Here is a 23917-nt window from a genome sequence, read left to right as displayed (position 1 = left end):
GCTCGGGCCAGCTACTCAATCACACTTCGCCAGAACCGCCCGGGCGATCTCCAGAGCGGCCTCTTTGCTGTGCGCACGGCTCTCCAGCAGGTCAACATCAATGGTGAAGTAGGTATCTCCCCGCAGCACCGCCAGCGAACCCTTTGTTTCCGGCTCTTTATCAGGCAAAGAATTGCCCCAAACTGCCAGATCACCTACGCCCGAAACTGGCTCCCATCTGGCTTTCCCGACGATACCGCCGAAACCTTTTGACATCTCTCCCTGCTCAGCAGTGATTTCTCCTTTCGCTACTTTAGCATCGATGCCTTCTTCCATCTTTTTACGCAGGTCGGCTGCCTCCTCCGGCGTAAAAGTCTTATAAGTGTTCAGGAACCGACTACGGGCCTTCTCTGCCGTATCGTACGAACTGATGCCAGCGAGTGATATCAGGTAGGTAGCGGGCACCTTCATTACCGATTTGGCAACTTTAAGACTTATTGTTTTAGTAGGGTGCTCAATCGAGTATCCGCAGGAAGACAACATTGAACGGTCCGTTTCTTTATAGCCTTTCTCCTCGGCCCCTTCGGGGAGGTAACCGGCGATGAGTCCTTTGTCCAGAAAGTCACAAACGGAAGTGCCTTCCTGCCCGAGGCAGAAGCTTCCGGAAGAAGTTGTGCCGAGTTGCGTTTCGGCCTCGGCCAGAGCTTTGTCGATACTGGCGTTACCAGTTACGGAGAGGTCGGCGGAAGCTTCGCTTCCGCAAGCAGACAATAAGAAAGAGAGAGAAAGAAATACAATGCAGGTGCGCATAAGCATAAAGGTGTTTTATTTCCTCCTTTATGCAGGCTCAGGAAAGAGCGTTACGCCTTTCAATAACTTTCCTCAAAGCTGATTATCTCACGGACAGAACACTGCCTACCGCACCGTCCAACCGTTCCCCAGCCCTGCGGGCGGGCTAACGAAGGCCAGCTTACCTTCTCCATCCTCAGCCATCAGGATCATCGCTTCGGAGAGTACGCCGGCCATCTTGCGCGGCGCGAGATTGACGACACAACATACCTGCTTGCCGACGACGTCTTCGGGAGCAAAGTGCTTCGCGATGCCGGAGACCACTGACCGCTGTTCTGCGCCCAGATCAACCGTCAGGTGAAGTAATTTGCTTGATTTTTTCACCTTCTCTGCCGTGAGAATTGTTGCGGTACGAATGTCCACCTTCAGGAAATCGTCGAAGGTCATTTCGGGTTTGAAGGCTTCCCGCTCCGCCGCCTCTCCGGCGGAGGGAGTGGTGGATTCCGGTGCAGCGGCTGCTTTGGCCGCCAGTACGGCGGCCATTTTTGCCCGTTCGCCCTCGATGATTTGCTTGCGGCTGTCGTCCTTCCTGTCTTCGATTTTGGGGAAGATAACGCCCGCCTGCCCGAGGACATGCCCCGTTGCCAGCAGAGGCTGCCCGCCGGAAATACTCGTCAGTGCTGCCGACCAGTCTCCGTTGGCTGCCGGTGCCTGGTTGAGTGCAGACCGTAGTTTTTCTGCCGCGAACGGGATGAAAGGCGTGGAAGTCAGCGCCAGCGCTGCCGCAATCTGAATCGAGGCGTACATGGTTTCAGCGATGGCCGGATCGTCGGGGTTCGCTTTGTAGAGGCTCCACGGAGCGGCATCCTGCAGGAAAGTGTTGCCGAAGGAAGCCAGCTCTACAAACGCAACGGCTGCGTCCTTAAACCGGTAAGCTTCGATGTTCGCCCCTATGGCGGTAACGAACTCCGTAACCTTTGCCTGCACCTGCGTCAGCGCCTCCGAACCATTTATCTCCGGCACCGCCCCTCCGAAGTACTTATGGGTAAGCACCGTGACGCGGTTGAAGAAATTGCCCAGCTTGTCGGCCAGGTCTTTGTCGTAGTATTCGGTAAATCCGTCCCAGGTAAAGTCGGCGTCCTGCTGTTCGGGCATGTTGCGGATAAGCGCCCAGCGGATGGCGTCTTTGCCGTTTTCGAAGTCTTTGAAAGTCTCCAGGTATTCGTGCAGTTCAATGCCCCAGCCCCGTGACTTGGAGAACTTGTCGCCTTCGAAGTTCAGGAATTGATTGGCCGGCACGTTTTCCGGCAAGTTGTAATCACCGTGGGCCTTGAGCATGGCGGGGAACACGATGCAGTGAAAAACGATATTGTCTTTACCGATGAAGTGAACCAGGCGACTGTCGTCGCCTTTCCACCATTCTTCCCAATCTCCGCCGTTTTCCAGCGCCCACTGGCGGGTAGCCGAGATGTAGCCGATCGGAGCATCGAACCAAACGTAGAATACCTTTCCGTCGGCGCCCTCTACCGGCACAGGGATGCCCCAGTCGAGATCGCGGGTGATGGAGCGCGGGTGCAGCCCGCCGTCGAGCCAGCTCATGCACTGGCCCACTACGTGTTTCTTCCAGTCTTTCGGATCGTGAAGCTTCACGCCGTTTACTTCACCGGTTTTGATCCACTCCTTCAGCCATTCTTCGTGGCGGTCGAGGCGGAAGAACCAGTGTTTCGTTTCCCGCAGTTCGGGCTTAGCGCCGCTGATGGTCGATACCGGATTAATGAGTTCGGTGGGCGAGAGGTCTTTGCCGCAGTTTTCACACTGGTCACCAAAAGCCTGGTCAGAACCGCAATTCGGGCAGGTTCCTTTGATGTAGCGGTCGGCAAGAAACTGATCTGCTTCTGCATCATAGTACTGCTCGGTAGTTTTTACCTCGAACTGATCACCTTGTTCCAGTAGTTTCAGGAAAAACGCCTGGCTGGTTTCGTGGTGCAGGGCTTCACTGGTCCGGTGGTAATAATCGAAACTGATGCCGAGGTCCTCGAAACTACGTTTGTTCAGTTCGTGGTACTTATCGATGATGTCACGGGGGTTGATCCCTTCTTTCTTCGCCCGCAGCGTGATGGCTGCACCGTGCTCATCCGATCCGCAGACCCACAGTAATTCCTTGCCCATCAATCGTTGGTAACGGGCAAAAATATCGGCGGGGAGGTATGCTCCCGCCAAATGCCCGAGGTGAAGCGGACCATTGGCGTACGGAAGTGCGGAGGTGATGAGGGTCTTCATAAAATAGTAATATGATCTTGTAGTAAAGTAGCTTTGTGGCAACGCCGTTGCGGGCGTCACGGGCAAATCGTTTTGTTAAACCTGACCGACCGGAGGACTAACAACGGGCGAAGGTACGCACTATCCACAATGCATTAAACCGGAGGAAAAGTTTTCTGGGCGCGGCCGCAGGTGCAGTGTAGAGGACAGAAGCCCGGTTACAGCCGCTGCGTTTAATGGGCCGTGAAGTAGGCTACTGCCATCCCTGCCAGCACTACCACTATTTTTTTGGTGGAGATACCGTGTTCCCTCCCCCCGTCGGCCTCGAACAGGATGGTAGTGGAGATGTGCAAAAAGCTTCCTACCACCAGGGCCATCACGCGGTTACTCCAAACCGGGTTGATGCTTACCACCTCCCCCAGCATAGCTCCGATGGGCGATAGGGACGCAAAAAAGAGCAAGCAAAGCCAGGTGAACGTTTGGGTATAGCCAGAATACCGCAACAACAGACCCAGCGCAAAGGCTGCGGGCAGCTTGTGCAGTACAATGCCCCACAAAAGGTGGCCTTCGTCGTAATGCCCGTGGTTGTGGCCACTGTGCCCGGCAATTTCCGGCAGTTCCCCGCCAACCGCCGTTCCCAGGGGAAGGCCTTCCAGCAGAGCATGAATGCCCAGGCCAACCATTATCGTAATCGCATAACCGTAAGACTCGCGCTTGTGCGCGTGGATATGCCCGTGCTCGACTCCCTGGCTAAGGCTTTCCAGCAACAACTGGACAAAAAAGCCGCCGAGCAGCCAGATTCCCGAGTGCAGTTTGGGATCGGAAAACACGGACGGAATCAGTTCCATTGCGGCGATACCCAGCAAATAGGCTCCGCTGAAAGACAGCAGCAATGGCAGGTAGCCACGCCAGCGGGCCTCGTCTTCAGCACCCCGCAGCATCTGCGCAATGCCGCCCCCAAGGAGGACAGAACCAAAAAGTAAAAAGTATTGCCAGAGCGCCATTTGATGAAGATATCCCGTAGAACATTCCCGGGAAGCACAAAGTTAATGCGACAGCATCGCAGCCAGAACAGTAAAGTGAATAAAGCGGATTCAGATGTCAGCTACATATTGCACTGGCAGTTTTCGAGGCACTCGATAATCAGGCTTACGTCCCTTTCTTTGAGGGAGTACATCATCGAACGGCCGTCCCGCTTCACGGAGAGAATCCCTTTGAGCTTCATATTTTGCAGGTGATGACTGACGAGCGATTGCTCGTAGCCCAACGCTTCGCAAATGTCGGTAACATTGAGGCGGGGATGCTGCTCCAAAAGGTGAACGATCCCGAGTCTTAGTGGATGAGCCACTGTTTTGAGGATGAAGGCGATGCGCTCCAGTTTTTCGGCTTCTTGCTCGTTTATTGCGGTAGGCTTCACTTGTTCCATGGTAGATACTGACGGTTACGTTGGCTTAAGATACAATGAGGGGTGCGCTTTAGTTTCAATGATCAGCATTCAATCCTGGCTACGCACGAACGTTCCTTCCTTCGTATCGAGGTTAAGTGCCGTTAAATACCCCATCCCTTCGGCTACCTGAGAGCAGCCGGCATCGATGCATGCGTACTGGTTCGTGGCCATGTCCCGGATGTCTTTTTTAACTTCCAGCATCCGGGCGGGCGTGTGGCCGTGAACGATGATGCGGTCTCCGAGCCACTCGTAGTCTATCGTGTCGTAGAAGTAGCGACTGTACAGCATCGCATTTTTATCTTTGAAAGGAAAGGTTCTCTGGAAATTGAGTCCGGCGTGGACAAGGATATACCCCGGGGTTTCGAAGTAAAACGGTAAGCGGTCCATCCAGGCAATTACTTTGTCGTAATGCTTACGGGAAGGTGCCCAGTCGTAAACATCGCGTTCGCCGCGGTGGGCTTCGAGCAACATCTCCTCGTGGTTGCCGCGGAGGCTTTTTACGTTGTAGCCATCCGCTTCCAACTCCCAGGCCAGGTCGATCACCCCCTGGCTGTCCGGTCCCCGGTCGATGTAGTCTCCGAGGAGGAAAAGTTCGTCATTTCGGTCCAGTTGGATTTCGTTCAGCAGGGCACGAAAAGATTTGGGGCATCCGTGAATATCGGAGATGGCGTAACGCATAAGGGGGTGAAGGTTCTCTGACGATAACATTGTGGACGACACCAGGTTGCCAAACGCCCGTAGAAAACCGGCTAAATTCTCTACCTTACGCCCCGCAATGAAGGACTTCCTCCAAGTCATTACCGATATCCTGGCCGTAATTTTCGGAGACGCGCCCGAGCGGCCCCGCACGCCAACACCGTTGCCGCCGGCGCTGCCGCCGGCCAGCCCTCCCCAGCCCCAGGCAGACCCCAACGAACCACAGGATGCCGGCGAGGTGAGCGATTCGGATGACCCCGTCGTGGTCAGTCATGAAGGAGAACCCCCACGCGATACCAACGGACCAGAATTCGACCCCGTGCCGGCCCCTCCCCCACCCGAGGAAGTCGAACGCCCTGATGAGCCCACCGGCCCCGGCCGCCCCAACCCACCCGCTCCGGAATACCGCGCCCGTTACATGTGGTGCATCGACAACGGCCACGGCTCCCTCACTGCCGGAAAACGCAGCCCCGTTCTTCCCGACGGGCGGCAGCTTCTGGAGTTTGAGTACAACCGAGACATCAGCGCCCGAATTTTCACCGAGCTTGATCGTATTGGTGTCGCTTATTACAATGTTCTGCCCGAGGTAAATGTCGGCAACTTCCTCATCGAACGCGTAGACCGGGCCAACCGTCTCAGTTCATCGCTTCCCAAGCTGTTCGTCAGCATTCACGGCAATGCGGGGCCGGCTGCCTCACTACAAGACTTTACGGACGACGAAGTTCGCGGTATCGAGACCTGGTATTACCACGGATCGACCAACGGGCGCAACATGGCTGCGGTATTTCAGCGAAAACTCATTGAGCACACCGGGATGGTGAACCGCCACCTGCGCTCTAAGGTTACCGGACAGTTTTACGTGCTACGGGCAACCAGAATGCCAGCAGTTCTTACCGAAAGCGGTTTTTACAACAATCGCTATGATCTGGAAAGAATGCTCACCCCGGAGTTTCGTCAGGCCGTTGCGGATGCCCACGTTGCCGCAATCCTTGAAATCGAAGAGAACGGACTCTAGCGGGCAACACGATACCCGAAATCGCAAGCTGAAGGACCAGGGGCTAAGAACAATTTGGGGCCAACTTGCCTTACCTAAATAAACCCCACCCGAAATGGCCAACGTAAAAATAGAAGCTTCCTGGAAGGAAGCGCTCAGCGAAGAATTCAGCAAACCCTACTTCAAAATACTCACCGACTTCCTGAAGGCAGAGAAGGCTGCCAACAAAGCCATTTACCCGCCCGGGCCGCTCATATTCAACGCTTATAATACTACCCCGATCGACGAGGTGAAAGTGGTCATTCTGGGACAAGACCCGTACCACAACCCGGGGCAGGCGATGGGGCTCAGCTTCAGTGTCCCGAAGGGGACGCGGATTCCGCCCAGTTTGCGCAACATCAATCAGGAATTGAACACCAGTTTGGGCCTCCCGGTGCCCGATCACGGCGACCTGACCAAATGGGCTGAGCAGGGCGTATTCCTGCTCAATGCGATGCTCACCGTAGAGCGCAACCAGCCGGGGAGCCACCAGCGCTCCGGCTGGCAGTTTTTCACCGATGCCAGCATCAAGGCGATCAGCCAACAGCGTGAAAATGTAGTGTTCATGCTATGGGGCGCTTTTGCCGGCAAGAAAGCCGTACTGGTAGACAAGCAGAAGCACCTCGTACTGCAAAGCCCCCACCCTTCGCCGTTCAGCGCTCATAAAGGCTTCTTCGGCAACAACCATTTTCAGCAGGCTAATGATTACCTGGTGAAGCACGGCAAGTCGCCCATCGACTGGCGGGTAGATTAAATACAGCCGGTAGTGCGGCAGGGCACAAACCAGATTGTCGCTCAACCCCCTCCCAGCCTCCCCACATCGCTACGCGGGGGAGGAGCAATCGCGACAATCTGGTTTGCGCCCGTGCGGTAAGTAGTTGAAGCGATACTTTTGCCCGCCCAGGCATTATTACAACTTCAATGATCCAACTCCAACGATTCGCCACCCTGCTTTGCCTTTCCAGCCACCTTTGCACCTGCGGCCCCGCCCCGAAACAAAGTTCGAAAACTGCTCTTAAAGAGAATAATCAGCCGTCAATAAGAAGAATCTTCCTGTAGAAGTAGTTTCTCTGGAGAAGGTATAAAAGTCATATGTGGATTCGATACTAAAAATATCTGTATCAAATAAGTTGTAAATCTTGAATCGAAAGTAAATTTCTTTGTTGCCAAGGGACACCCTTCTGTCAGCTCCTACTTCCACTACGAGATTGTTACTGACGCTCCCATTCTGCAGCGTTGCCATTTGAATTAATTCTCCGTGAATCTGCCCGTTGGCAACGGTAGCGAAGCTACTTAGTCGATTTTGCCAGCGGGTGAAATTTGCATCATTGTCCAATAAGAATTGAGCTTTGGCGACCGTCGCGTATTTTAATCTTATTTTATTGCTTAATCGGGCACTGCCTTTCAGTTCGATTTCAGAATTGAGGACTTTCAATTTAAAAAAATCATCATTTAACAAATAATTGGTCGAGGCTAAACTACCTGCTGCGCGAAAACTGACATCTGATTTTGTGATGCCCGAAAACATGGAATGGCGTATATTAACTGAAGCACGTCTGCTCGTCTGGCCATATTTGAGATGAAGCAAAGAGATATTACCAAGGAATGAAGTCGCCATAAAGTCATCATTCAAGGTTTCAACATACGAAGAAGACAACTGGGTATTACGCAACTTCAAGGTGTTCTGCATTTCTGCAAAAAAGACAATTCCCCGCGTGGTCGTAGTAGAAGGCACTTCTCCCGGAACGAATACATTAAAAGGAGAGTTTAGGTATTCAAACCCGTACAAAGCTCTTTCGTCGTCAATACTGGAACGATTTTTAAACACCGAAAACCGTAATCGTCCCCCGTCTTTTTTCTTCAATTCAATTCCAATATTTCCTGCTGAATGAGCAGGCACATCGACCTCTGAATCCGGATATTTCCGACCAACCGCTAACGAGCCTTTAATATCTACATTCTCTTTGAGGGAATACCCAGCATTAATAGTTTGCCTCCAGTAACGGTAAGTAAAACCTGCTTCAATGCCTTCAAACAGCCATGTGTTTTCGTTATCTGGTTTAAGTTGCTTTGCGAAAACATTGCGGTTGCCAACATCTAGTCTCAATCCCAGAGACCACCGTTTCACCTGATGCAAAAAAGTATAATCGAGCGATGTTGCTTTTTTTGCCAAATCGATACGCTGAACAATACTGTTGGATTGATTGACACTAAAAAATCCTGCAAGTTCTTCAGAACCGTAAGATGTGAAGACGTTTTCAACATTAGTTTCGTGTGAAAGCCCTACCTGACCAACGAATCCTGGCCCGTATTCCTGGGAATAAAGAACACGGTACATCTCCAAATTTCCTTTCAAATCATTTACAGAGCTTACACCGTATTCAGGATTCTTGAAATTGCTGTTCCAGTCAGCAGATGAGGTACCGAGGGTCGACAAGATCTCTACGGAGGCTTTTTTTGATTCGCTCAAGTAACTGAACTTTATTTGAGAGGTGGATTCTTTATTGACTGTTTCCCAATCAGAAGTATTCGTCAACTCATATTCGACAGCGTTGTCGATGGTTTCAGTCTTGCTCATCACTAACTGAGTATTCTTACTCCCGATCAAGTTATAGCGGAGGTTCACTTTCCACGTGCTACTTATTTCGGATTCATGATTTAGGTTTACGGAGCCTGCGTTTCCACTATCCGTGTAGTAAGACGGAAGACCAATGTAATCGACAGAAGGAGGCTGAATGAGATAGAACGGGGTTAAGGCGGGAACACTTAAGTCTCTCTTCCCCGTATAGCCTTGATTTTGTCCGGTTCTTCCGAGGTTGAGGCCGGAGGCTACGTTGTCAGCGTTGGCAATGACCATCGATTTATGTGCTGACGTAACCTTGAAAAGAGTGGCATTATTATGATGCTTTATATTCTCCCCATAACCAGCTCCCACTATCAGGTTGCCGCCCAATACTGATTTGACGTCTTCTTCTAACTTCAGATTTAAGACAACTGCCTCAGAATTATTTACTGATTTCAGGACGGGGTTGTCTTCAAAGTGATCGATTGCTTCAACAGTCCCAATATCTTTGGCCCTGAAATTCCTGGACGCCTTCTGATAATCCCGACCAAACAAATCAGACCCTTCAATCGTAATCCGGTGGATAGGCTTACCGTGAACTTTGATGCTCCCTGTATCGTCCACTTCAATACCGGGCAAACGACGTAATACGTCCTCCAGCCTATTGTCTGTAGAATCACGAAAGTCACTTAAATCATAAGTAGTAGTATCGTCTCTTTGGGTCATGGCCTCCTGGGCCCCCAAAACAACAATATCCGGCAGGTTGGTCCCTTCAGCCGTTAGTATAATTGGATCGATTTCGCCCGCAACGTTCACCTTACTCGTATCTGGTCTTCGCCCCAGGTAGCTGACAATAAGCCAGGCGGGTAAAGTGTCCGTAGAAAGTATAAAGACCCCCTGCTCATCACTGGAAGTGTAGGCCAGGATCCGCTTAAAGTCTGGTGTACTCAGAGATACTGTAGCGTATCCGACTGCAGATTCATTGACATCCAGCACCCTGCCTTTAATAGTGGATTGGGCTGATAGCGGGTACCAGCTAAGAATCAGGACAAGGAAGATGAAGAATCGTTGTGACAAGTTACAATTTGAGATAAACCGAAAAAAAATATCGTTTATTGAAGAGCATACTATTTGTTTCCTGCCTCTGCCCGCTCTTTTTTGTATTCATAAATGTAAGGCCACCGATCTTTCTCAATTGTATAATCGGTGTCACATGATCCGATGGTACTCTGATATTCACTGGTCGATGTTGCTTCAATCCTCAGTAGGTGCTTAATTACCCAATCTTTGAACCCATCTTGCGATACATGAGTTCCTTCCACCGGAGCTTTCAGATCGGGGTGCTCCGTAACATTTGCGGTAAAACCCGCAAATTCAAAGTTTACTACGCCGTCCCTGGACTTTGCCTCCAGGATCAGGCCAGGCAAACCTCCGAGACGATAGGGGCCAAATGGAACGGGGATTTCCGGAGAGTACCAGGCGTCATATATGCGGTCTCCATATGCTCCGGTAGCATGGAGAACGGAATGTCCGGAAATCACCTTTTCATTATTTGTAATGGACCAGTTTATCCGGGGGATGGTATCCTCAAATATCCATGGTGTCTTTTTTTGGGCTAAATATATCGACTTGTAAACCTGAATATTACTTTTCCTGTCGGTGAAGACAGGCATGCCTTCTTTGTCTCCAATTACACGGCGGTACTTCCCCTCGCTCGAATCATATCCACTTGCTCCGGGCCAGGAAGCATGGATAAAAAGACTTTTACCTGCGTTGAAATATAATTCTCCTTTCCCATTATGGTATTCGGAAAGTGTAGTCGTAGATTCAATCAAGTAAGTGGCACGCATCACTTGTGCATCCACCTCTACATTAGCGAGCAGCAGTAAAATTGCTAGGGTTGTTAATTGTTTTGCAAGCATCTTTTAAGGTTATTTGTACGACATTTCTGAACATCACGCCCGGGTAAAACAAGTCTTGTCGAATACCCGGGCGCGAAATTCTCAGTGGAACTGATTCTTCAATTGATCAGGGGTTGACACCTCCACCGTCACAGAATGGATGACTGTTGTCAAGTTCGCAGGCACATGCCTCAAAACCTGCCTGGGCAGCCCTGCAATTCGGAGCAGTTGTTTTGCACTCGTCGCTGTTAGACCAGCCCCAGGTACAATTCCCTCCTCCTGGGCCAGAGTATACAACCAGATCCAATGCAACAGCATCATACCCGCTTGCAACCTGATTCAGGTTGATGGTTTTGGAATCTGTAGTCCCATCCGCGTGGGTGATTTCTACAAGAAAACTTACGGCCTCTTCATTTTCAGTGAAAATTGGGGATGAAAAGCCAAATAAAAAGGCGAGAAAAGAGATAAAAACAAACTTCATAATAAATGAAATTAGTAATAAGTACTGAACTTCTAGTCGGCATCAGCGATCTCCGTAATCGCACCACATAAGATTGTAACTCCCGATACTACACACACACATACACACACATGTTCGGTCCGTAAATAAGATTTCTTTTGGAACACTACAAAAAGAAGAATCGACTGGCGGGTAGATTAAATTCAGCCGGTAGTGCGGTAAGTAGTTGAAGCAGTACTTTTGCCCGCTCAAGCATTATTACAACTTCAATGATCCATCTCCAACGATTTACCACCCTGCTTTGCCTTTCCAGCCTCCTTTGCACCTGCGGCCCCGCCGAAGTGAAAGAAGTCGAGCCTACTACAGTGATCGGTAGTATCCGCTACGAAGAAAGCCCAAAATTGCTGGAAGCCACCCTGAACGTAACGCCCACCCCCGTGACCGCTCCGGCAATCGTGGGGAATACCCTCAATTCCGTTTCAGGGGTAGGCAACGGCCACTACCGTGGCCGTTTGCAAACCGAATTCTCAGCCGCTTTTGACCTCAACGTTACCGGCCATCCGGCCATCGTTGTACGCTTCAGCGCGCCCTTCGCCGATTCAATTCCTGCGGTGCTCAGCAAAAGCCGGTCTGTAAAAATACCGACGATGAAAACGGGCCTGACAGAAAACGAAAATCTCGTCCTCTTTCTGGAACCCAAAGACCGCTCAGTACCCAAAAGGATTCTCCTGCAAGGCCCGACGTCCACGGGAATCCTGACGCTGCCCAAAGAAACGATGACAGACGTAAAGCCCGGTAGATACACTGCTTACCTCATCAAGCAACAACTGCAAAAAGACAGTACGGCTACCCTGAAAACCAGCCTGCAGACCGAATACTTCACTAAATCTATCCCGGTGGAAGTGAAGGAATAATCCACTGCCGTACCTTTCCCGATGTTCACCTTCCTAACGGACTCAAAGTCTAAAATAAACCTCTTTGCTTCGCTACGCATTTCGCAGACTGAGCCTTCTTCCGCTGAGCCTTTTCCTGCTCAGCCTCGTCTGCTTTGGTTTGTTGCAACTGACGCCAGACGATCCGGTCCGGCGACTGCTGCCCGATGAGCAAGCGAGGATGTCGTCCAACGATCCCGGGGCCTACGATCGCAGTTACCGGCTTGCCGCAGCAAGCCTCGGCTACGACCGGCCAGCCTTTTACTTCACCCTCCAAAACACTGCTCTGCCCGACACCCTATACCGGGTGGCGCGGCCCGAGGAGCGTTCGGTCCTGAAGGCATTCACCCTCCGCACTGGCAACTGGCCCGCGGTACAAAAGTACTACCACACCCTGAAGAACCTCGCCTGGGAAGTAAGGCCGGAGGATGCCCCCGAAACTTCCACTACCCTACGGAGACTGCTCCTGCAGGATGACTTTGACCGGGCAAAATCCACGCTCAGTACCCTGAAGGGCAATCCCGGACTGACGTCCTTACAGTTGGCTTTTCAGGAAATGGAAAACGGCAAGCAGCAATCCCGGTTGCTGCTACCTTCCTTCCACTGGCACGGCACCAATAATCAATACCATGCGTGGATAAGCCGGTTGCTGAGTGGCGATCCCGGCGTTTCGCTTACCGACCGCAGGCCGGTGGGCTCCAAGATCGGCCGCGCCCTGAAGTGGACCGCCCTGCTGAACGGCCTGGCCATTTTGCTGGTCTACCTCATCTCTATCCCAACCGGGCTATACATGGCCGGGTACCGTGGCGGGTATTTCGACACCATCACTACCATTGGGCTTTTCCTCCTTTTCGGGATTCCTTCCTTCTGGGTAGCAACCTTGCTCACCAACTTCTTCACCACTCCCGCCTTCGGGATGGATTACTTCCCGAGTATGGGCTTCGGGGAAATTCCGGATGGATCGTCCTGGTGGCAAATCATCAGTATCCGGGGTGCGCATCTTTTTCTGCCGGTCCTCTGCCTGGCCTACCCCAGTTGGGCCTACGTGAGCCGCCACCTGCGCCGCTCGGCCAGCCACGAGCTCGATCAGGCTTACATCAAGACTGCCCGCCTGAAGGGTCTGTCACGATCCGCGATCCTCTGGCGGCACGTACTGCGCAATGCCTCCTTTCCCATCATCACTTTACTGGCCGGTATCTTCCCGGCCATGCTGGCGGGGAGTGTACTAATCGAGCGGATCTTTAACCTTCCGGGAATGGGCCAGCTTCTGTACGATGCCGCGCTTACCCGCGACTGGCCCGTTGTCATCATCGTCGTACTCCTCAACGGCCTCCTGACCGCTATTGGCCTGCTGCTGGCCGATCTCGCCTACGCCTTTGCCGATCCGCGCGTCCGGCTCAACGGCACTAAACCATCCGCCTCATGAAGAAGAAAGGATGGTTACGGAAGGCAGCAATCACCTGGCTGATCGGATTGTTTTTGATCGCCGTTTTCGCAGATTTCATAGCGAACGACCGGCCCCTCATCGCGAAGGCGGAGGGGGAACTCCGCTTCCCGGTACTCCACGAATACGGATCTGCGCTCGGCCTGACCGCTCCGTACCAACCAGTCGTCCGCAACTGGAAGCGGGTCGATACTGAATGGGCGTTATGGCCCGTGGTTCCTTACTCGGCCGGAGCAACCGACCTCAAAAACAGCAACTTCAAATCTCCGTTCGACGCGCAGGAGACCGGGCCCCGGGCCCGGCACTACCTCGGAACCGACAAGCTGGGGCGCGACGTATTGGCGGGCCTGATTGCCGGCTCGCGGGTAGCGATTTTTGTCGGCATTGGCTCGTTGCTGATCTCGTTGCTCATCGGGGTTCCGATGGGGGGCGTAGCTGGCTTTTTCGGCAACGATGGCTTACGCGGGTCCCGGGCGCGCTGGTGGGGCAGGTCTGTGGGCGGCCTTCTCGGCGTACTGTACGCATGGATCAGCCTGCTGCCCTACTTCCGGGTGGAAAGCTTTGGGCTCACCGTTGCACTGCTGATTACAGGATTCATCGTCGGTGGCTGGCTGCTCAGTTTGCTGCTCAGGTTGGTTCCGTTTTTTCGCAAGCCGACCAGCTTCCCGGCCGATTCCATTTTTCTGCAGGTGGTCGAACTCTTCGTCAACATCCCCGGCCTGGTTCTGCTCATTGCGTTGCTTGCGGTCATTAACCAACCTTCTTTGTGGATTGTGGTCCTCGTCATTGGGGTACTGCGCTGGCCGTACGTGGCCCGGCATTTGCGGGCCGAACTCCTCCGGATTCGCAGTCTTCCGTACATCGAAGCGGCGCGGATCAGCGGCCTCGGCAAGTGGCGAATTCTCTTCCATCACGCGCTGCCCAACGCACTCGGCCCGCTAATGATCGTGAGCGCCTTCGGGCTCGGAGGAGCTATCCTTCTGGAAGCCTTTCTCTCCTTTCTCGGCATCGGCATCCCAACCGATCAGGTAACATGGGGCAGTTTGCTGCGGGCGTCCCGCAGCCGGCCCGATGCGTGGTGGCTGGCGGTTTTTCCGGGAGTTTTGCTGACGTTTACGGTTCTGGCAGCCAATATTCTCGGAGAACGGAATTAGGGCGCGGTCGCAGGTGCAATGAAAGTTTTGGGGAAAATCGGTATGCCTGCGGGTTGAGCGTCTCCGGCGCGAACGGTGTTAATGCGATCACACCGGAGGGGCTCAACCCAGGCTTTCGACTTATTTGGAAACCTCCACCCATTTGCCCTTGACACCGGCCTTGATATCATCTGCATACATCGCTTCGCTTACCTGCGAAGGCAGGTAATAGCGGCCGGGGTACGTGGCGGTCATCCGCAGCGAGAAGGTTTTACTTTCGCCCCGGCGCAGGTTAAAGAAGGTGTACACACGGTCGTCCCGGAAATCGCGGTACTCGTAGTTGGCCTGGTTGTTGCCAGCATCAGCGCTGAGGCGGTCGTTGCTTACTTCCCAACCGGAGGGCAGGAGGCTACGCAGTGCAAGTTGCTGATAGTTCATCCCCAGAGAGCCGGGGTTCTTGACGGTATAGTTGGCTACAAAATCTGTTCCCGAACGAAGCGAGCTTACGTCGATCGCATTGCCGTCCTCATCGGTATACCGGACACTGAGGACAAGGTTTTCGTTGGTGGTTTGTTCTTCGCCCGGGCGGGGTTTTCCGCTGGTAATCACCGTTGCGTACAGCGTAGCGGAGCCCGTGTTTTTAACGACGAAGGAGGCACCATCGGCATCGGCGGGTAATTCGATCTGATAAACCCCGGTATTAGCTCCTACGGCTGATTTGCCGCCGGAAGGCGAAGTGAAATCGGCTTTCAGTTCCCGGTCATCGGCAACGCTCATTTTGCCGATGGCAACGAAGGCGAAGGCGGCTTCCTGCGTACTGAGCCAGCGGCGCTGGCCGATGCGCTCGGCGAGGCGAAATACCTGCTTCCCGGCCGCAGACTGGTCTCCCGCCGCAAGCTGAGATTCGAGGATCATGGCCATATCCCTGATGTCACTCCCGAAGGTATAGCCAAGTTCACGGTAAGCCTTCACGGTGGTTTCCGACCCACTCATCAGTTCATCGGCGGCAGATTTCTGGCCAACGATCGCGTAAGCCGCAGCGAGGTTGTAGATGGCTGGCGTCGGGAGCTCACTGGCTTTGCCACGAAGCCGGTTCATCGCTCCGATTTCGGCTTTACCCGCCAGGGCGAGTCCGTAAAGCCGGTAAGCCTGATCGAGTGAACGCTGCCGCTTGCTCGAGTAAAAGGGATCGTTGGACTCGCGCCAGTTGGCAGCGACCTTTGCCTGGAAACTCACCAGCTTATTCTTGAGATCGATGGGAACACTGAAGCCCGCCCGTTCCGCTTCGGTGATGAAGTGTAGCACGTAATTGGAAGCCCAGGGATGGGGATCGCGGTTACCGGGCCAGTAGGCCATTCCTCCGCCGCTTGTCTGGAAATTACGCATTTTCTCGAGGCCGGCAATGACGTTGTTTTTTCGCCGTTGCTCCTGCTCCGGGGTCAGTTCTATTACCTTATCGAGGTACAACTGCGCGAAGGCCGGAGAGGTGGTCTGCTCAACGCATCCGTACGGGTAGCGGAGCAGGTAGTTGAGGTGGCGCCCCAACTGCATCGCGGGCAATGCCGTTAACTCCAACATTGCATCCCGCGTGCCCGCCACACCGAAATTGCTGTAGGCGATCCGCTGCTCCTCGCCCGGAGCGATAGCGACCGTAGTGGAGCGCGTTACCGGTTCGTTGGGATGCCGCACGTCGATTTCGACTTCCTGGCTGGTGGAATTTCCGTTGCCGGAGCCACTCACCGCAAAGCGCGCGATTCCCGCCCGGTTGCCTACCTGAAGGGGGAAATAGGTCGTTTGGTTACCGGCTTTTGTGAACGCCATACTCTGCTGCGGGGCGGCAATGGTGACCAGTCCTTCACTCTCCTTTACGTCCAGGTTAACGTTCTTCACTTTATCGTTCATAGCGAAGACATTGACGGGCATTTCCACCCGTTCTCCCGGCCCGAGCACGCGCGGTAAAGTAGGCAACAACATCAGGGGTTGTACCACGGGAATACGCTCGGCGGCGCTGCCGTAGGCTTTGTCACTACTGCCCACTACCATTACCCGAACGGCACCGATGTAGTTGGGCAAATCGATGGCGTGACGCCCCGTTTTGCCACCCGCCAGTTTAAACGGTCCGAGGTGACGAACTACCGGTTCGAAACGGTTGGCGGTCTGGTCTTCGTTTTCTCCTTCCGAGGCATCACCGCCAATCGCAAGAACTTTACCGAAGTCACCGTTCAGGCTGCCGATTACGTATTTGTAGAGATCGAAAGTCCGGACACTAAGGGCTTCCTTAGCGAAAAACCGATCGTGCAAGTCGGGCGTCTGGAAGCGGGTAAGGCCTAGCAGACCTTCGTCGACAACGGCCAGCGTATAGGTCATCGGTTTTCCGTTCTGTTCGGTAATGCTCACCTCCACCCTTTCTTTGGGGCCCCATTCCTTGGCGGCGGTGATTTCTGGCTGAAGGACCGTTTCCGGGTCAGTAACGGTAACCGGTACCAGACCGTAGAGGCGAACCGGACGGTCGTTGGTGGTTTGCTCGTAAGGCTGCAGCAATGTGATGTTTGCGTAGACGGTCGGGACCATCCGCTCGTCGGTTTTAAAACTAACGGTTGTTTCTCCTGCTTTTGCATCAACCCAAAACTGCTCGATTGATCCGGCGGAGGTTTCGAGGCTTACCAACATCCGCCCTCCGGCACTGGTGGGCAGTTTGATGTTCACCTCTTCGCCAACGGAGACTTCATCCTGCTCGGCCACAGGCCGCAATAGTGATGCGGACTCCCGGTCGGTATCGTCCATATTGTAACCGGCGTAAAAGTACTGTCCGGTACAGTGCCCACCATCGTCGCAGACCCGCAGCAGGTAACGCCCCCAGTCGTCGAGTTTCACATCGATGCTTGCTGAGCCGTCCCCTCCGGTGGTAGCGGTAAAGGTTTCGAGGGCCTCAGTGTGGCGACTTCCCGAAAAGCGGGCAATGTTGTCGTGGTTGTCTTGCCACCAATAACGCCAGTTCACCCGGTAGAGACCAACGGAAAGCTTGCGCCCGCCGACGCCTTCACCTTTAGTATTTACTGCGGCCAGCTCCACCGTGGAAGGGGCCTGCATACTAACCCTGCGGGAACCCCAATCGTCTTTGGGGATATTAACGCCTGCATACACACTGTAGGGGTCGAAAGGGATTCGTTGGTTATCGATACTGAAATTACCGCCCTCTTCGAAGACCTTGGTGCTTACGCCGGCCGAGGCCGGCCCGGGGAGGGCGTCTCCGTCTACCGCGAGCGTGAAGCTCGCTCGCCCTTCGGCGTTGAGTTGGCCGTCGAAGACTTCTTCGGCCGTGACATGGTTAATTCTGCGGGACGGATCACTGAAGGTGTAATCGGACCATTTCGGGAAATCGGCCCGGCGCTCAGAGATGAGCGCGGAGACCGTTGCTCTGAGGTTGGAGGCCGGGGCGCCGTAAAGCCATTTACTGACCAGAGTAACGTTGCCGGAGCCGGGGCTCAGACCTCCCGCCGGGAGTTCAAGATCGATGGACAGGCGGTTGGGCTTGACGGTCTCGATCATAAGGGGGCAAAAGTATTGTTCTCCACCAGCTTTTATGGTAGCGACCCAATTGCCCGTTACATCTTTTTTGGAAGTCTGAAAGGTGAGTGGGTAAAGCCCGGAACCAAAAGCCGGCAGCACGCTGCGTCGTTCAACTACCCTGCCCTGGGCATCGGCAAGGGTGAACTCCACCGGGTAATTATCGGGCAAACGCTGCTGCTTGTCCTCGAGGACAAAATTGAGGAATACGGAGTCTCCCGGCCGCCATACTCCCCGTTCGGAGTAAAAGGCTCCTTTGATGCCTCCGGCCCCGTCTACCCCACCGATGCTGAAGCGGGAAAGCGGAAGAGCTGTTTCGCCGTTCAGGTTGAGGTAGGCTGCATCTCCGGCAACCGAGGTACCGACGATGATGGCGGGTGCCTCAGTGGTGGTCATCGTAACCCGACCATCGTGGTCGGTAGCTCCCGTGAAGATTTCCTGCAACTGTTGGCTGTAAGCCTTAATCGTTACTCCCGACCGACCGGTGGCGTTGAGCAGATCGGTAGCGAACACGACGGTAGAACGATCGGGATTGCGCTTTGCGATTAGCCCCAGGTTGGAGGAAAGGAGGTTCTGCGTAATGAAGTGGCTCCGGTTGTAATACGCCGGCGTACAGGGGTTGTCTTCGTCCCGCCAATTGAAATCATCGTAGTAACCGTGGATGCCGTAATAGTCGCCGAGACCAGTTTGGTTTTCTTTGAAGCCGAGCACAAAGTCCTCCGTTTCGTCTTCCGCCGATGCGAGGGGGCTGAGTCCGAAGTCTTCGGGGCCGACGTCGCAATCAGCAATGGCATCTTCCATTCCGAATCCGAGCCGGATCTGGTAAACGGCCGCTGCATCTTCACCGATGTACTTGCTCAGGTCGAGGGCGTAGCGGCTCCACCGCGAGGGGTTAACGGCTCCGCTGAGGCTGCTGAGCTCGACTCTCTCTTTGGCGATGATTTTACCGACATAACGCAGGCTCCAGTCGTCGCCCTGGGAGGAAAGCGAATTGTCCTGCAGGTAGCGACTAACGTTGTTGGCGTAGATTTTGACGATCTCCAGCCGGACGGCTTCGAGGCCAACGGCCTCGAACGGGTACAGGCGTCGTCCTTCGTGCGGGAGGATGTTTCCGTTTCCGACAACGCGCAGGTTGGGCTCGGTGCGGCCCAGGTTAACCTTCCACGAAGTTTCGCGGCCCAGGCGGAGCCCGGCGGAATTTTTGATGCCATCGGAAAGGCCGACGGTGATTTCGCCCAGGTTGTCGTCTTTTGGGTAAATGTAAAGGAGGTTTCCATCGATGCGGGTGGTATAACCTGAATTACCAGGGAAGCGAATCATTCCCTTGAGGTCCTGCCCCGTCTGCAGGGCATCGCTGAAGCGCACGAGGAGTGCAGCGTCTTCATTGTCCGATACCACAAGGCTTTCGACCCGGAAGTCTTCCGCGGCCGGAATCACGACGGACAGCTCTCCTTTGGATGCTGCAAATCCGGACTTGCCTCCGTCGTAGGCAATGATGACCGGCGCGGGGGATTCTCCGCGGTTCGGAGCAGATATGGTATAAGAGAAGTGGCGGTTATCTGCGCCTTCCGTTACCTCCACGTCGACAGCCTGACCACCCTGCTTTGCCGAAAGCATCGTCGCTATTTCAGCAACCGTTGTTGCATCGTTTGTCACAACCCTACCAGTCACCTGTACTTCGCCGGCTTTGGGTATATACAGACCATCAGAGACAACTTCGGCCCTGCGCAGAGGGGTCGAAAAAGTGAAGGTAAAATCCTCCCCTTCCGGCGTCCTGACTTTTGCCGTGTATTTTGCCCCGGAAGCCCAGCTATCCGCCGGAGTGAACGACAGCCCGGTTCCCTGGAGTACAGCTTCTCCTTTCACCTGTGGAGAGATCCTGATGAGATCATCCGCCGGCCCTTCGGGAACAGAAGTGAACTGAACATAAACTGCTTCGTTACGACCGATGACTCCCGTAGTATAAGCCTGAATCCCAGCAGGTACTTCGATGGCTGAGTCTACGCCCACTGCTTCATTGGCCGGCTTATCGCACTGGAACAAAAACAGAGAAATAAATACAAAAAATGGGATATACCGGATCAAAGATGGGTTCTTCATGTTGTATGGGTAATTATGTCTACAAAGTAAGCTTTAAAACGACAGGTTGCTGATGTAACGGCACACAAGCTCAAAATATGACCCAAAAGCTCCCGATTTTCCCCCTTCAGCTCGTTGTCTTCCCCGGAGAACAGCTTAACCTGCACATTTTCGAGCCAAAATACCGTGAGTTGATCGCCGACGTGGAAGCTGAGGGCATCACCTTCTGCGTCCCTACCGTCTTTGAAGGTCGCGTCCTGCCGATCGCTACTGAAGTTCAGCTCACCAAAGTCGTAAACCGCTACCCCACAGGCGAAAGCGACATCTCTACGCTGGGCAAAAAGATTTATTTCTTAGAACAACACGAAAGGAACATGCCCGGCAAAGGCTATGCCGGAGCACACTGCCGAGAGCTCGTTGCCGACTTCGACGAGGACCTCCAGCTCAACCGGCAAATTGTGAAGCTGACCCGCGAAATCTACCAGGACCTGCGCATCGACAAGGTTATTTCTGACGCTGAAAATGGCTTCAGAACCTACGATATCGGCCACTACGTCGGTCTCAAAGTGGAACAGGAATACGAGTTGCTCACCCTGCTCGACGCCAAAGACCGCCAGCATTTCCTCCTGAATCACCTGCACAATATCCACCCTGAGCTCAAAGAAGGACAAAAAATACAGGACCGGGCCAGACTAAACGGCCACTTTAAGCATTTGACGCCGCCCGAATGGTAGCCTGCCCACAACGACTAAGCCATGGTCACCACGAAGGCCACAAAACTCTGCTCCGGGTTGAATAAAGTTAACCCTGCGAAAAGACGGGCAACAATGCCACTACAGTCTTCAGGTTAGTTTGCAAAAAAGCGACCGGCCCCCAACCTTCGGGCTACCCTGAATGGTCACCTGAAGGCTGAGTGCCGGTCGCTGTATTTAGGGGAGAAATCAATCGGGAGAATACCTCGACTCCGCCCTGAAATCATCAATAACTTGTATTACTCTACCGCTGCCCGGGAGATAGTATTTCCGAACATGATAGCATTCATGAACAAGCGGTTAGAGCCGTACCAGAACGCCCGGAAGTTGGGGTTATCGGCAAAGCTGATCGTCCGGCCTCCCCGCGATCCGCTGACAACAATTGCAGCGGAGTTGGTGAGTTGATCCTCAAAGCCCCGGGGCGAATAGCCACTAAGCAAAGAGTTGGCCCGGTACACCAACGGCGAAGCGTACAGGTTTTTCGGCATTTCGAACATCGTATTACCACGCTTGAACATCGGGATTTCCGTCCGCTTCATCCCGAACATAAGTGGGTGGGTGAGGTCGCCTTCGGCCTCGTAGATAGAACCACCCAGGACTTTACCGCCCCGGTCGCGCGAAGCGCGGGAATACGGCCGGCGTGCGGTATCACCGGCGTCGGCGTCTTTGCGGCTCCGGGTTTTGAGGTTAGACAGCCCGTTGCCAGCGGCCCAACGGCCCGCATTCTTGAGGGTTATCAGCACGTTTCCGCTGCCCATCCATTCCTGGATGGCTTTCGTGCCGGAGCTGCCCAGGTCACTGTAATTCCCATCTACCATGATGATGGTGTTGTAGCGGCTCAGATCCGCCCGGCCAACTCGGTCCTGCGGCAGTTTGGTAACCGGCATGCCGAAGCGCTGGTCCAGTAAGTGCCAGGTATCCGCCACTTCCAGGCTATTGGCTCCACCTTCGATGATGAGTGCGATCTCCGGCTTACGGAGGGTCTGGTAGGCCGAACGGCTGCCCAGCATCAGGCCTTGTTCCGGGCTTCCGGTATCGACGCCGGCAACGTCGATATTCCACATTTGCGTAATATCGAGGATAAGGTTGGTCAGTTCCTGCGGGCCAACGGTCTGGTTGTTCGCTACGGGTACCATTGCGGTACCTGGGGCGAAAGTCTTTCCGTTCATAGCAAAGGCCTTATCGCTGACCTTCACGTTCACACCCGCCGCGAGCAGGTAATAGATCGCTTTGGGAGAATAGTAATCATCCGGTGGGATCAGGTAAGCGTAATCGGCCACCACCGGTGGCATTGGCACGGGGTAGTTTGCTTTGTAATCCGTCCAGTTGCCTCCCGGAATTTTGGTTGCACGTTTAGCAGGCAGGTTAAAGGCGTAGGGCAGGACGAAAGTAGAGACGTCGTAGAAGAGACTGTCTTCAAATTTCAGGATGGGTTCGAAGACGGCAGTGGTAAACGGAGTTTCTTCAACCCAGTATTGCACCTGCGTGCCCGCCCCCTGCTGCTTGATGTTCACGTCGTGACGTTCAATCAGGTTCATCAGTTCACGGGCCCGGCCGGGGTCACCATCAGAATCGACAACGTAACCGCCGGTGGAAACTCCATTGTGGTTGAATTCGCGCTGGTAAGTAAGCAACTCATCGCGCAGGTTAGCGAAGGCTTTGTGGGTGCTCAGTGCGGTTGCCACCTGGTTGCGTACGGTGAAGGCGAAGTCCATCAGCCCGTTCTCGGTTTCCTGCAAGTGACCGCGCGAGCTGGCCTGCTCGAAGAGAATACCGACACAGCCGTTGATGTCCGGGTAAGTGGATCCTTTGCCGTAGTAGAAATCGTCGTAGCCTTCGCCCGAGTAGTAGAGAGAGCCTATTTCGTCGAGTGCTTCGGCGTGGTACTCACCGATTTTGGCCGTCAGTTCCTGGTTCACTTTCGGGGTCATGGGGTGAATGCGCGTCGGTTCTCCCGGCATGAAGAAGAAGGTGGCGTCTTTGCCCATTTCGTGGTGATCGGTGAGTACGTTGGGCTGCCATTCGTGGAACTGCTTGATCCGTGCGCGGCTTTCAGGATGCTGTACGGGCAGCCAGTCCCGGTTGAGGTCGAACCAGTAGTGGTTGGTACGTCCGCGGGGGTAAGCCTCGTTGTATTCGCGGTCGTTACCGTCGGAGGTCATCACCTTATTTTTATGGCTGTTGACCCAGCTGGCGAAGCGGTTGAAACCGTCGGGGTTGTAGCAGGGGTCGAAAAGGATGATGTTATTGTCGAGCAATTTAGCCAACTCACTGTAGGGCGCGGCGGCCAGGTAGTAAGCAACCATCAACGCAGCATTGCCGCCACTGGGCTCATTACCGTGGATGCTGAAACCCTGGTACAGTACGGCGGGCACTTTGCTCAGGTCTCCGGACTTCATGCCACCGTTTTTCATGTTCCATTTCTCGTGCATCTCACGCATTTCCTCCAGCCGTGAGCTGTTTTCGGGACTGGTAACAATGAGGTTCAGCAGCGGACGGTCTTCGTAGGTTTTGCCGATTTCTTCCAGCGTCATCCGGTCGCTTTCGCTGGCGAGCAGGCGCATGTAAGCCTGTTGCAAATCGTGGCTGACGTGCCAGTCGCCCACCTGCCAGCCGAGGAACTCTTTTGGGGTAGTGATGGCGGGGTCGTAGTTCAGCTCGGGCAGGAAGTAAGTAAGGGGACGGTCCTCGTCGCTGTTGCTGGTCTGGGCCGCTATTTGGGCGGGGCCGCAGGTGCAAAGAATGGTCAGGAGGAGCAATGGTATGAAGTATGTTCTCATTTTGAGTGTTTGGTTTGGGAGGGTTAAGATATGATTTTGACGGGTAAGACGGGAGTTTGGAGTCGGGAGTCGGGAGTCGGGAGTTTGGAGAGTCTTGAGTCGG

Annotated in this window: 16 protein-coding genes; 6 read left to right on the top strand and 10 right to left on the bottom strand. The window is 54.0% G+C overall.

Features of this window, described 5'->3' with window-relative positions:
* Positions 1-15: 15 nt before the first annotated feature.
* The 5 genes from FUA23_RS01935 to FUA23_RS01915 form a co-directional block, all read right to left on the bottom strand.
* Positions 16-789: a putative periplasmic lipoprotein gene (locus FUA23_RS01935; RefSeq protein ID WP_147929019.1), complete on the bottom strand. Its 774-nt coding sequence runs from the start codon at positions 787-789 to the stop codon at positions 16-18.
* Between the two features lie 105 nt (positions 790-894).
* On the bottom strand, positions 895-3048 hold the full coding sequence (gene metG / locus FUA23_RS01930) for a methionine--tRNA ligase (protein ID WP_147929018.1): 2154 nt from the start codon (positions 3046-3048) through the stop codon (positions 895-897).
* Positions 3049-3260: 212 nt separating this feature from the next.
* Positions 3261-4031 (bottom strand): ZIP family metal transporter, encoded by a 771-nt coding sequence (locus FUA23_RS01925; protein WP_147929017.1) that lies wholly within the window; start codon positions 4029-4031, stop codon positions 3261-3263.
* A gap of 101 nt (positions 4032-4132) precedes the next feature.
* Positions 4133-4453, bottom strand: coding sequence for an ArsR/SmtB family transcription factor (locus tag FUA23_RS01920; protein WP_147929016.1), 321 nt, complete (start codon positions 4451-4453; stop codon positions 4133-4135).
* A 69-nt stretch (positions 4454-4522) separates the two neighbouring features.
* On the bottom strand, positions 4523-5152 hold the full coding sequence (locus tag FUA23_RS01915) for a metallophosphoesterase family protein (protein WP_187270849.1): 630 nt from the start codon (positions 5150-5152) through the stop codon (positions 4523-4525).
* 97 nt (positions 5153-5249) lie between these two features.
* Here FUA23_RS01915 and FUA23_RS01910 point away from each other — a divergent pair, with 97 nt between their 5' ends.
* Positions 5250-6185: an N-acetylmuramoyl-L-alanine amidase gene (locus tag FUA23_RS01910; RefSeq protein ID WP_147929014.1), complete on the top strand. Its 936-nt coding sequence runs from the start codon at positions 5250-5252 to the stop codon at positions 6183-6185.
* A 94-nt stretch (positions 6186-6279) separates the two neighbouring features.
* On the top strand, positions 6280-6957 hold the full coding sequence (ung, locus tag FUA23_RS01905) for a uracil-DNA glycosylase (protein WP_147929013.1): 678 nt from the start codon (positions 6280-6282) through the stop codon (positions 6955-6957).
* A 261-nt stretch (positions 6958-7218) separates the two neighbouring features.
* Here the strand turns inward: ung and FUA23_RS01900 are convergent, their stop codons facing one another.
* The 3 genes from FUA23_RS01900 to FUA23_RS01890 all read right to left on the bottom strand — a co-directional run bounded on the left by FUA23_RS01900 (position 7219) and on the right by FUA23_RS01890 (position 11148).
* Complete coding sequence (locus FUA23_RS01900; protein ID WP_147929012.1) at positions 7219-9843, bottom strand: carboxypeptidase-like regulatory domain-containing protein; 2625 nt, start codon at positions 9841-9843, stop codon at positions 7219-7221.
* A gap of 50 nt (positions 9844-9893) precedes the next feature.
* Complete coding sequence (locus tag FUA23_RS01895; protein ID WP_147929011.1) at positions 9894-10688, bottom strand: GLPGLI family protein; 795 nt, start codon at positions 10686-10688, stop codon at positions 9894-9896.
* A 106-nt stretch (positions 10689-10794) separates the two neighbouring features.
* Positions 10795-11148, bottom strand: a complete 354-nt coding sequence (locus tag FUA23_RS01890; protein ID WP_147929010.1) for a hypothetical protein — start codon at positions 11146-11148, stop codon at positions 10795-10797.
* 248 nt (positions 11149-11396) lie between these two features.
* Between FUA23_RS01890 and FUA23_RS01885 the strand changes: the two genes are divergently transcribed.
* The 3 genes from FUA23_RS01885 (at position 11397) to FUA23_RS01875 (ending at position 14657) form a co-directional block, all read left to right on the top strand.
* Positions 11397-12041 carry a hypothetical protein gene (locus FUA23_RS01885; protein WP_147929009.1) on the top strand — a complete coding sequence of 215 codons (645 nt, stop codon included), beginning with the start codon at positions 11397-11399 and terminating at the stop codon, positions 12039-12041.
* A 64-nt stretch (positions 12042-12105) separates the two neighbouring features.
* Positions 12106-13485, top strand: coding sequence for an ABC transporter permease (locus FUA23_RS01880; protein ID WP_147929008.1), 1380 nt, complete (start codon positions 12106-12108; stop codon positions 13483-13485).
* Positions 13482-14657 carry an ABC transporter permease gene (locus tag FUA23_RS01875; protein ID WP_147929007.1) on the top strand — a complete coding sequence of 392 codons (1176 nt, stop codon included), beginning with the start codon at positions 13482-13484 and terminating at the stop codon, positions 14655-14657. The genes FUA23_RS01880 and FUA23_RS01875 overlap by 4 nt, the downstream gene beginning before the upstream one ends.
* A 120-nt stretch (positions 14658-14777) precedes the next feature.
* Here FUA23_RS01875 and FUA23_RS01870 read toward each other — a convergent pair whose 3' ends face one another.
* Positions 14778-20303, bottom strand: coding sequence for an alpha-2-macroglobulin family protein (locus tag FUA23_RS01870; protein WP_147929006.1), 5526 nt, complete (start codon positions 20301-20303; stop codon positions 14778-14780).
* A gap of 77 nt (positions 20304-20380) precedes the next feature.
* Between FUA23_RS01870 and FUA23_RS01865 the strand changes: the two genes are divergently transcribed.
* Positions 20381-21016: an LON peptidase substrate-binding domain-containing protein gene (locus tag FUA23_RS01865; protein WP_147929005.1), complete on the top strand. Its 636-nt coding sequence runs from the start codon at positions 20381-20383 to the stop codon at positions 21014-21016.
* Positions 21017-21273: 257 nt separating this feature from the next.
* Here FUA23_RS01865 and FUA23_RS01860 read toward each other — a convergent pair whose 3' ends face one another.
* The gene (locus tag FUA23_RS01860) at positions 21274-23814 is read right to left on the bottom strand and encodes a M14 family zinc carboxypeptidase (RefSeq protein ID WP_147929004.1); all 2541 of its coding nucleotides are present in this window, start codon (positions 23812-23814) and stop codon (positions 21274-21276) included.
* Between the last annotated feature and the right edge of the window lie 103 nt (positions 23815-23917).

This window comes from Neolewinella aurantiaca (genome assembly GCF_008014675.1).
Lineage (GTDB): Bacteria > Bacteroidota > Bacteroidia > Chitinophagales > Saprospiraceae > Neolewinella > Neolewinella aurantiaca.
Note: the sequence above shows the minus strand (reverse complement) of the source record. Positions and strands in the feature narration are given on the sequence as shown.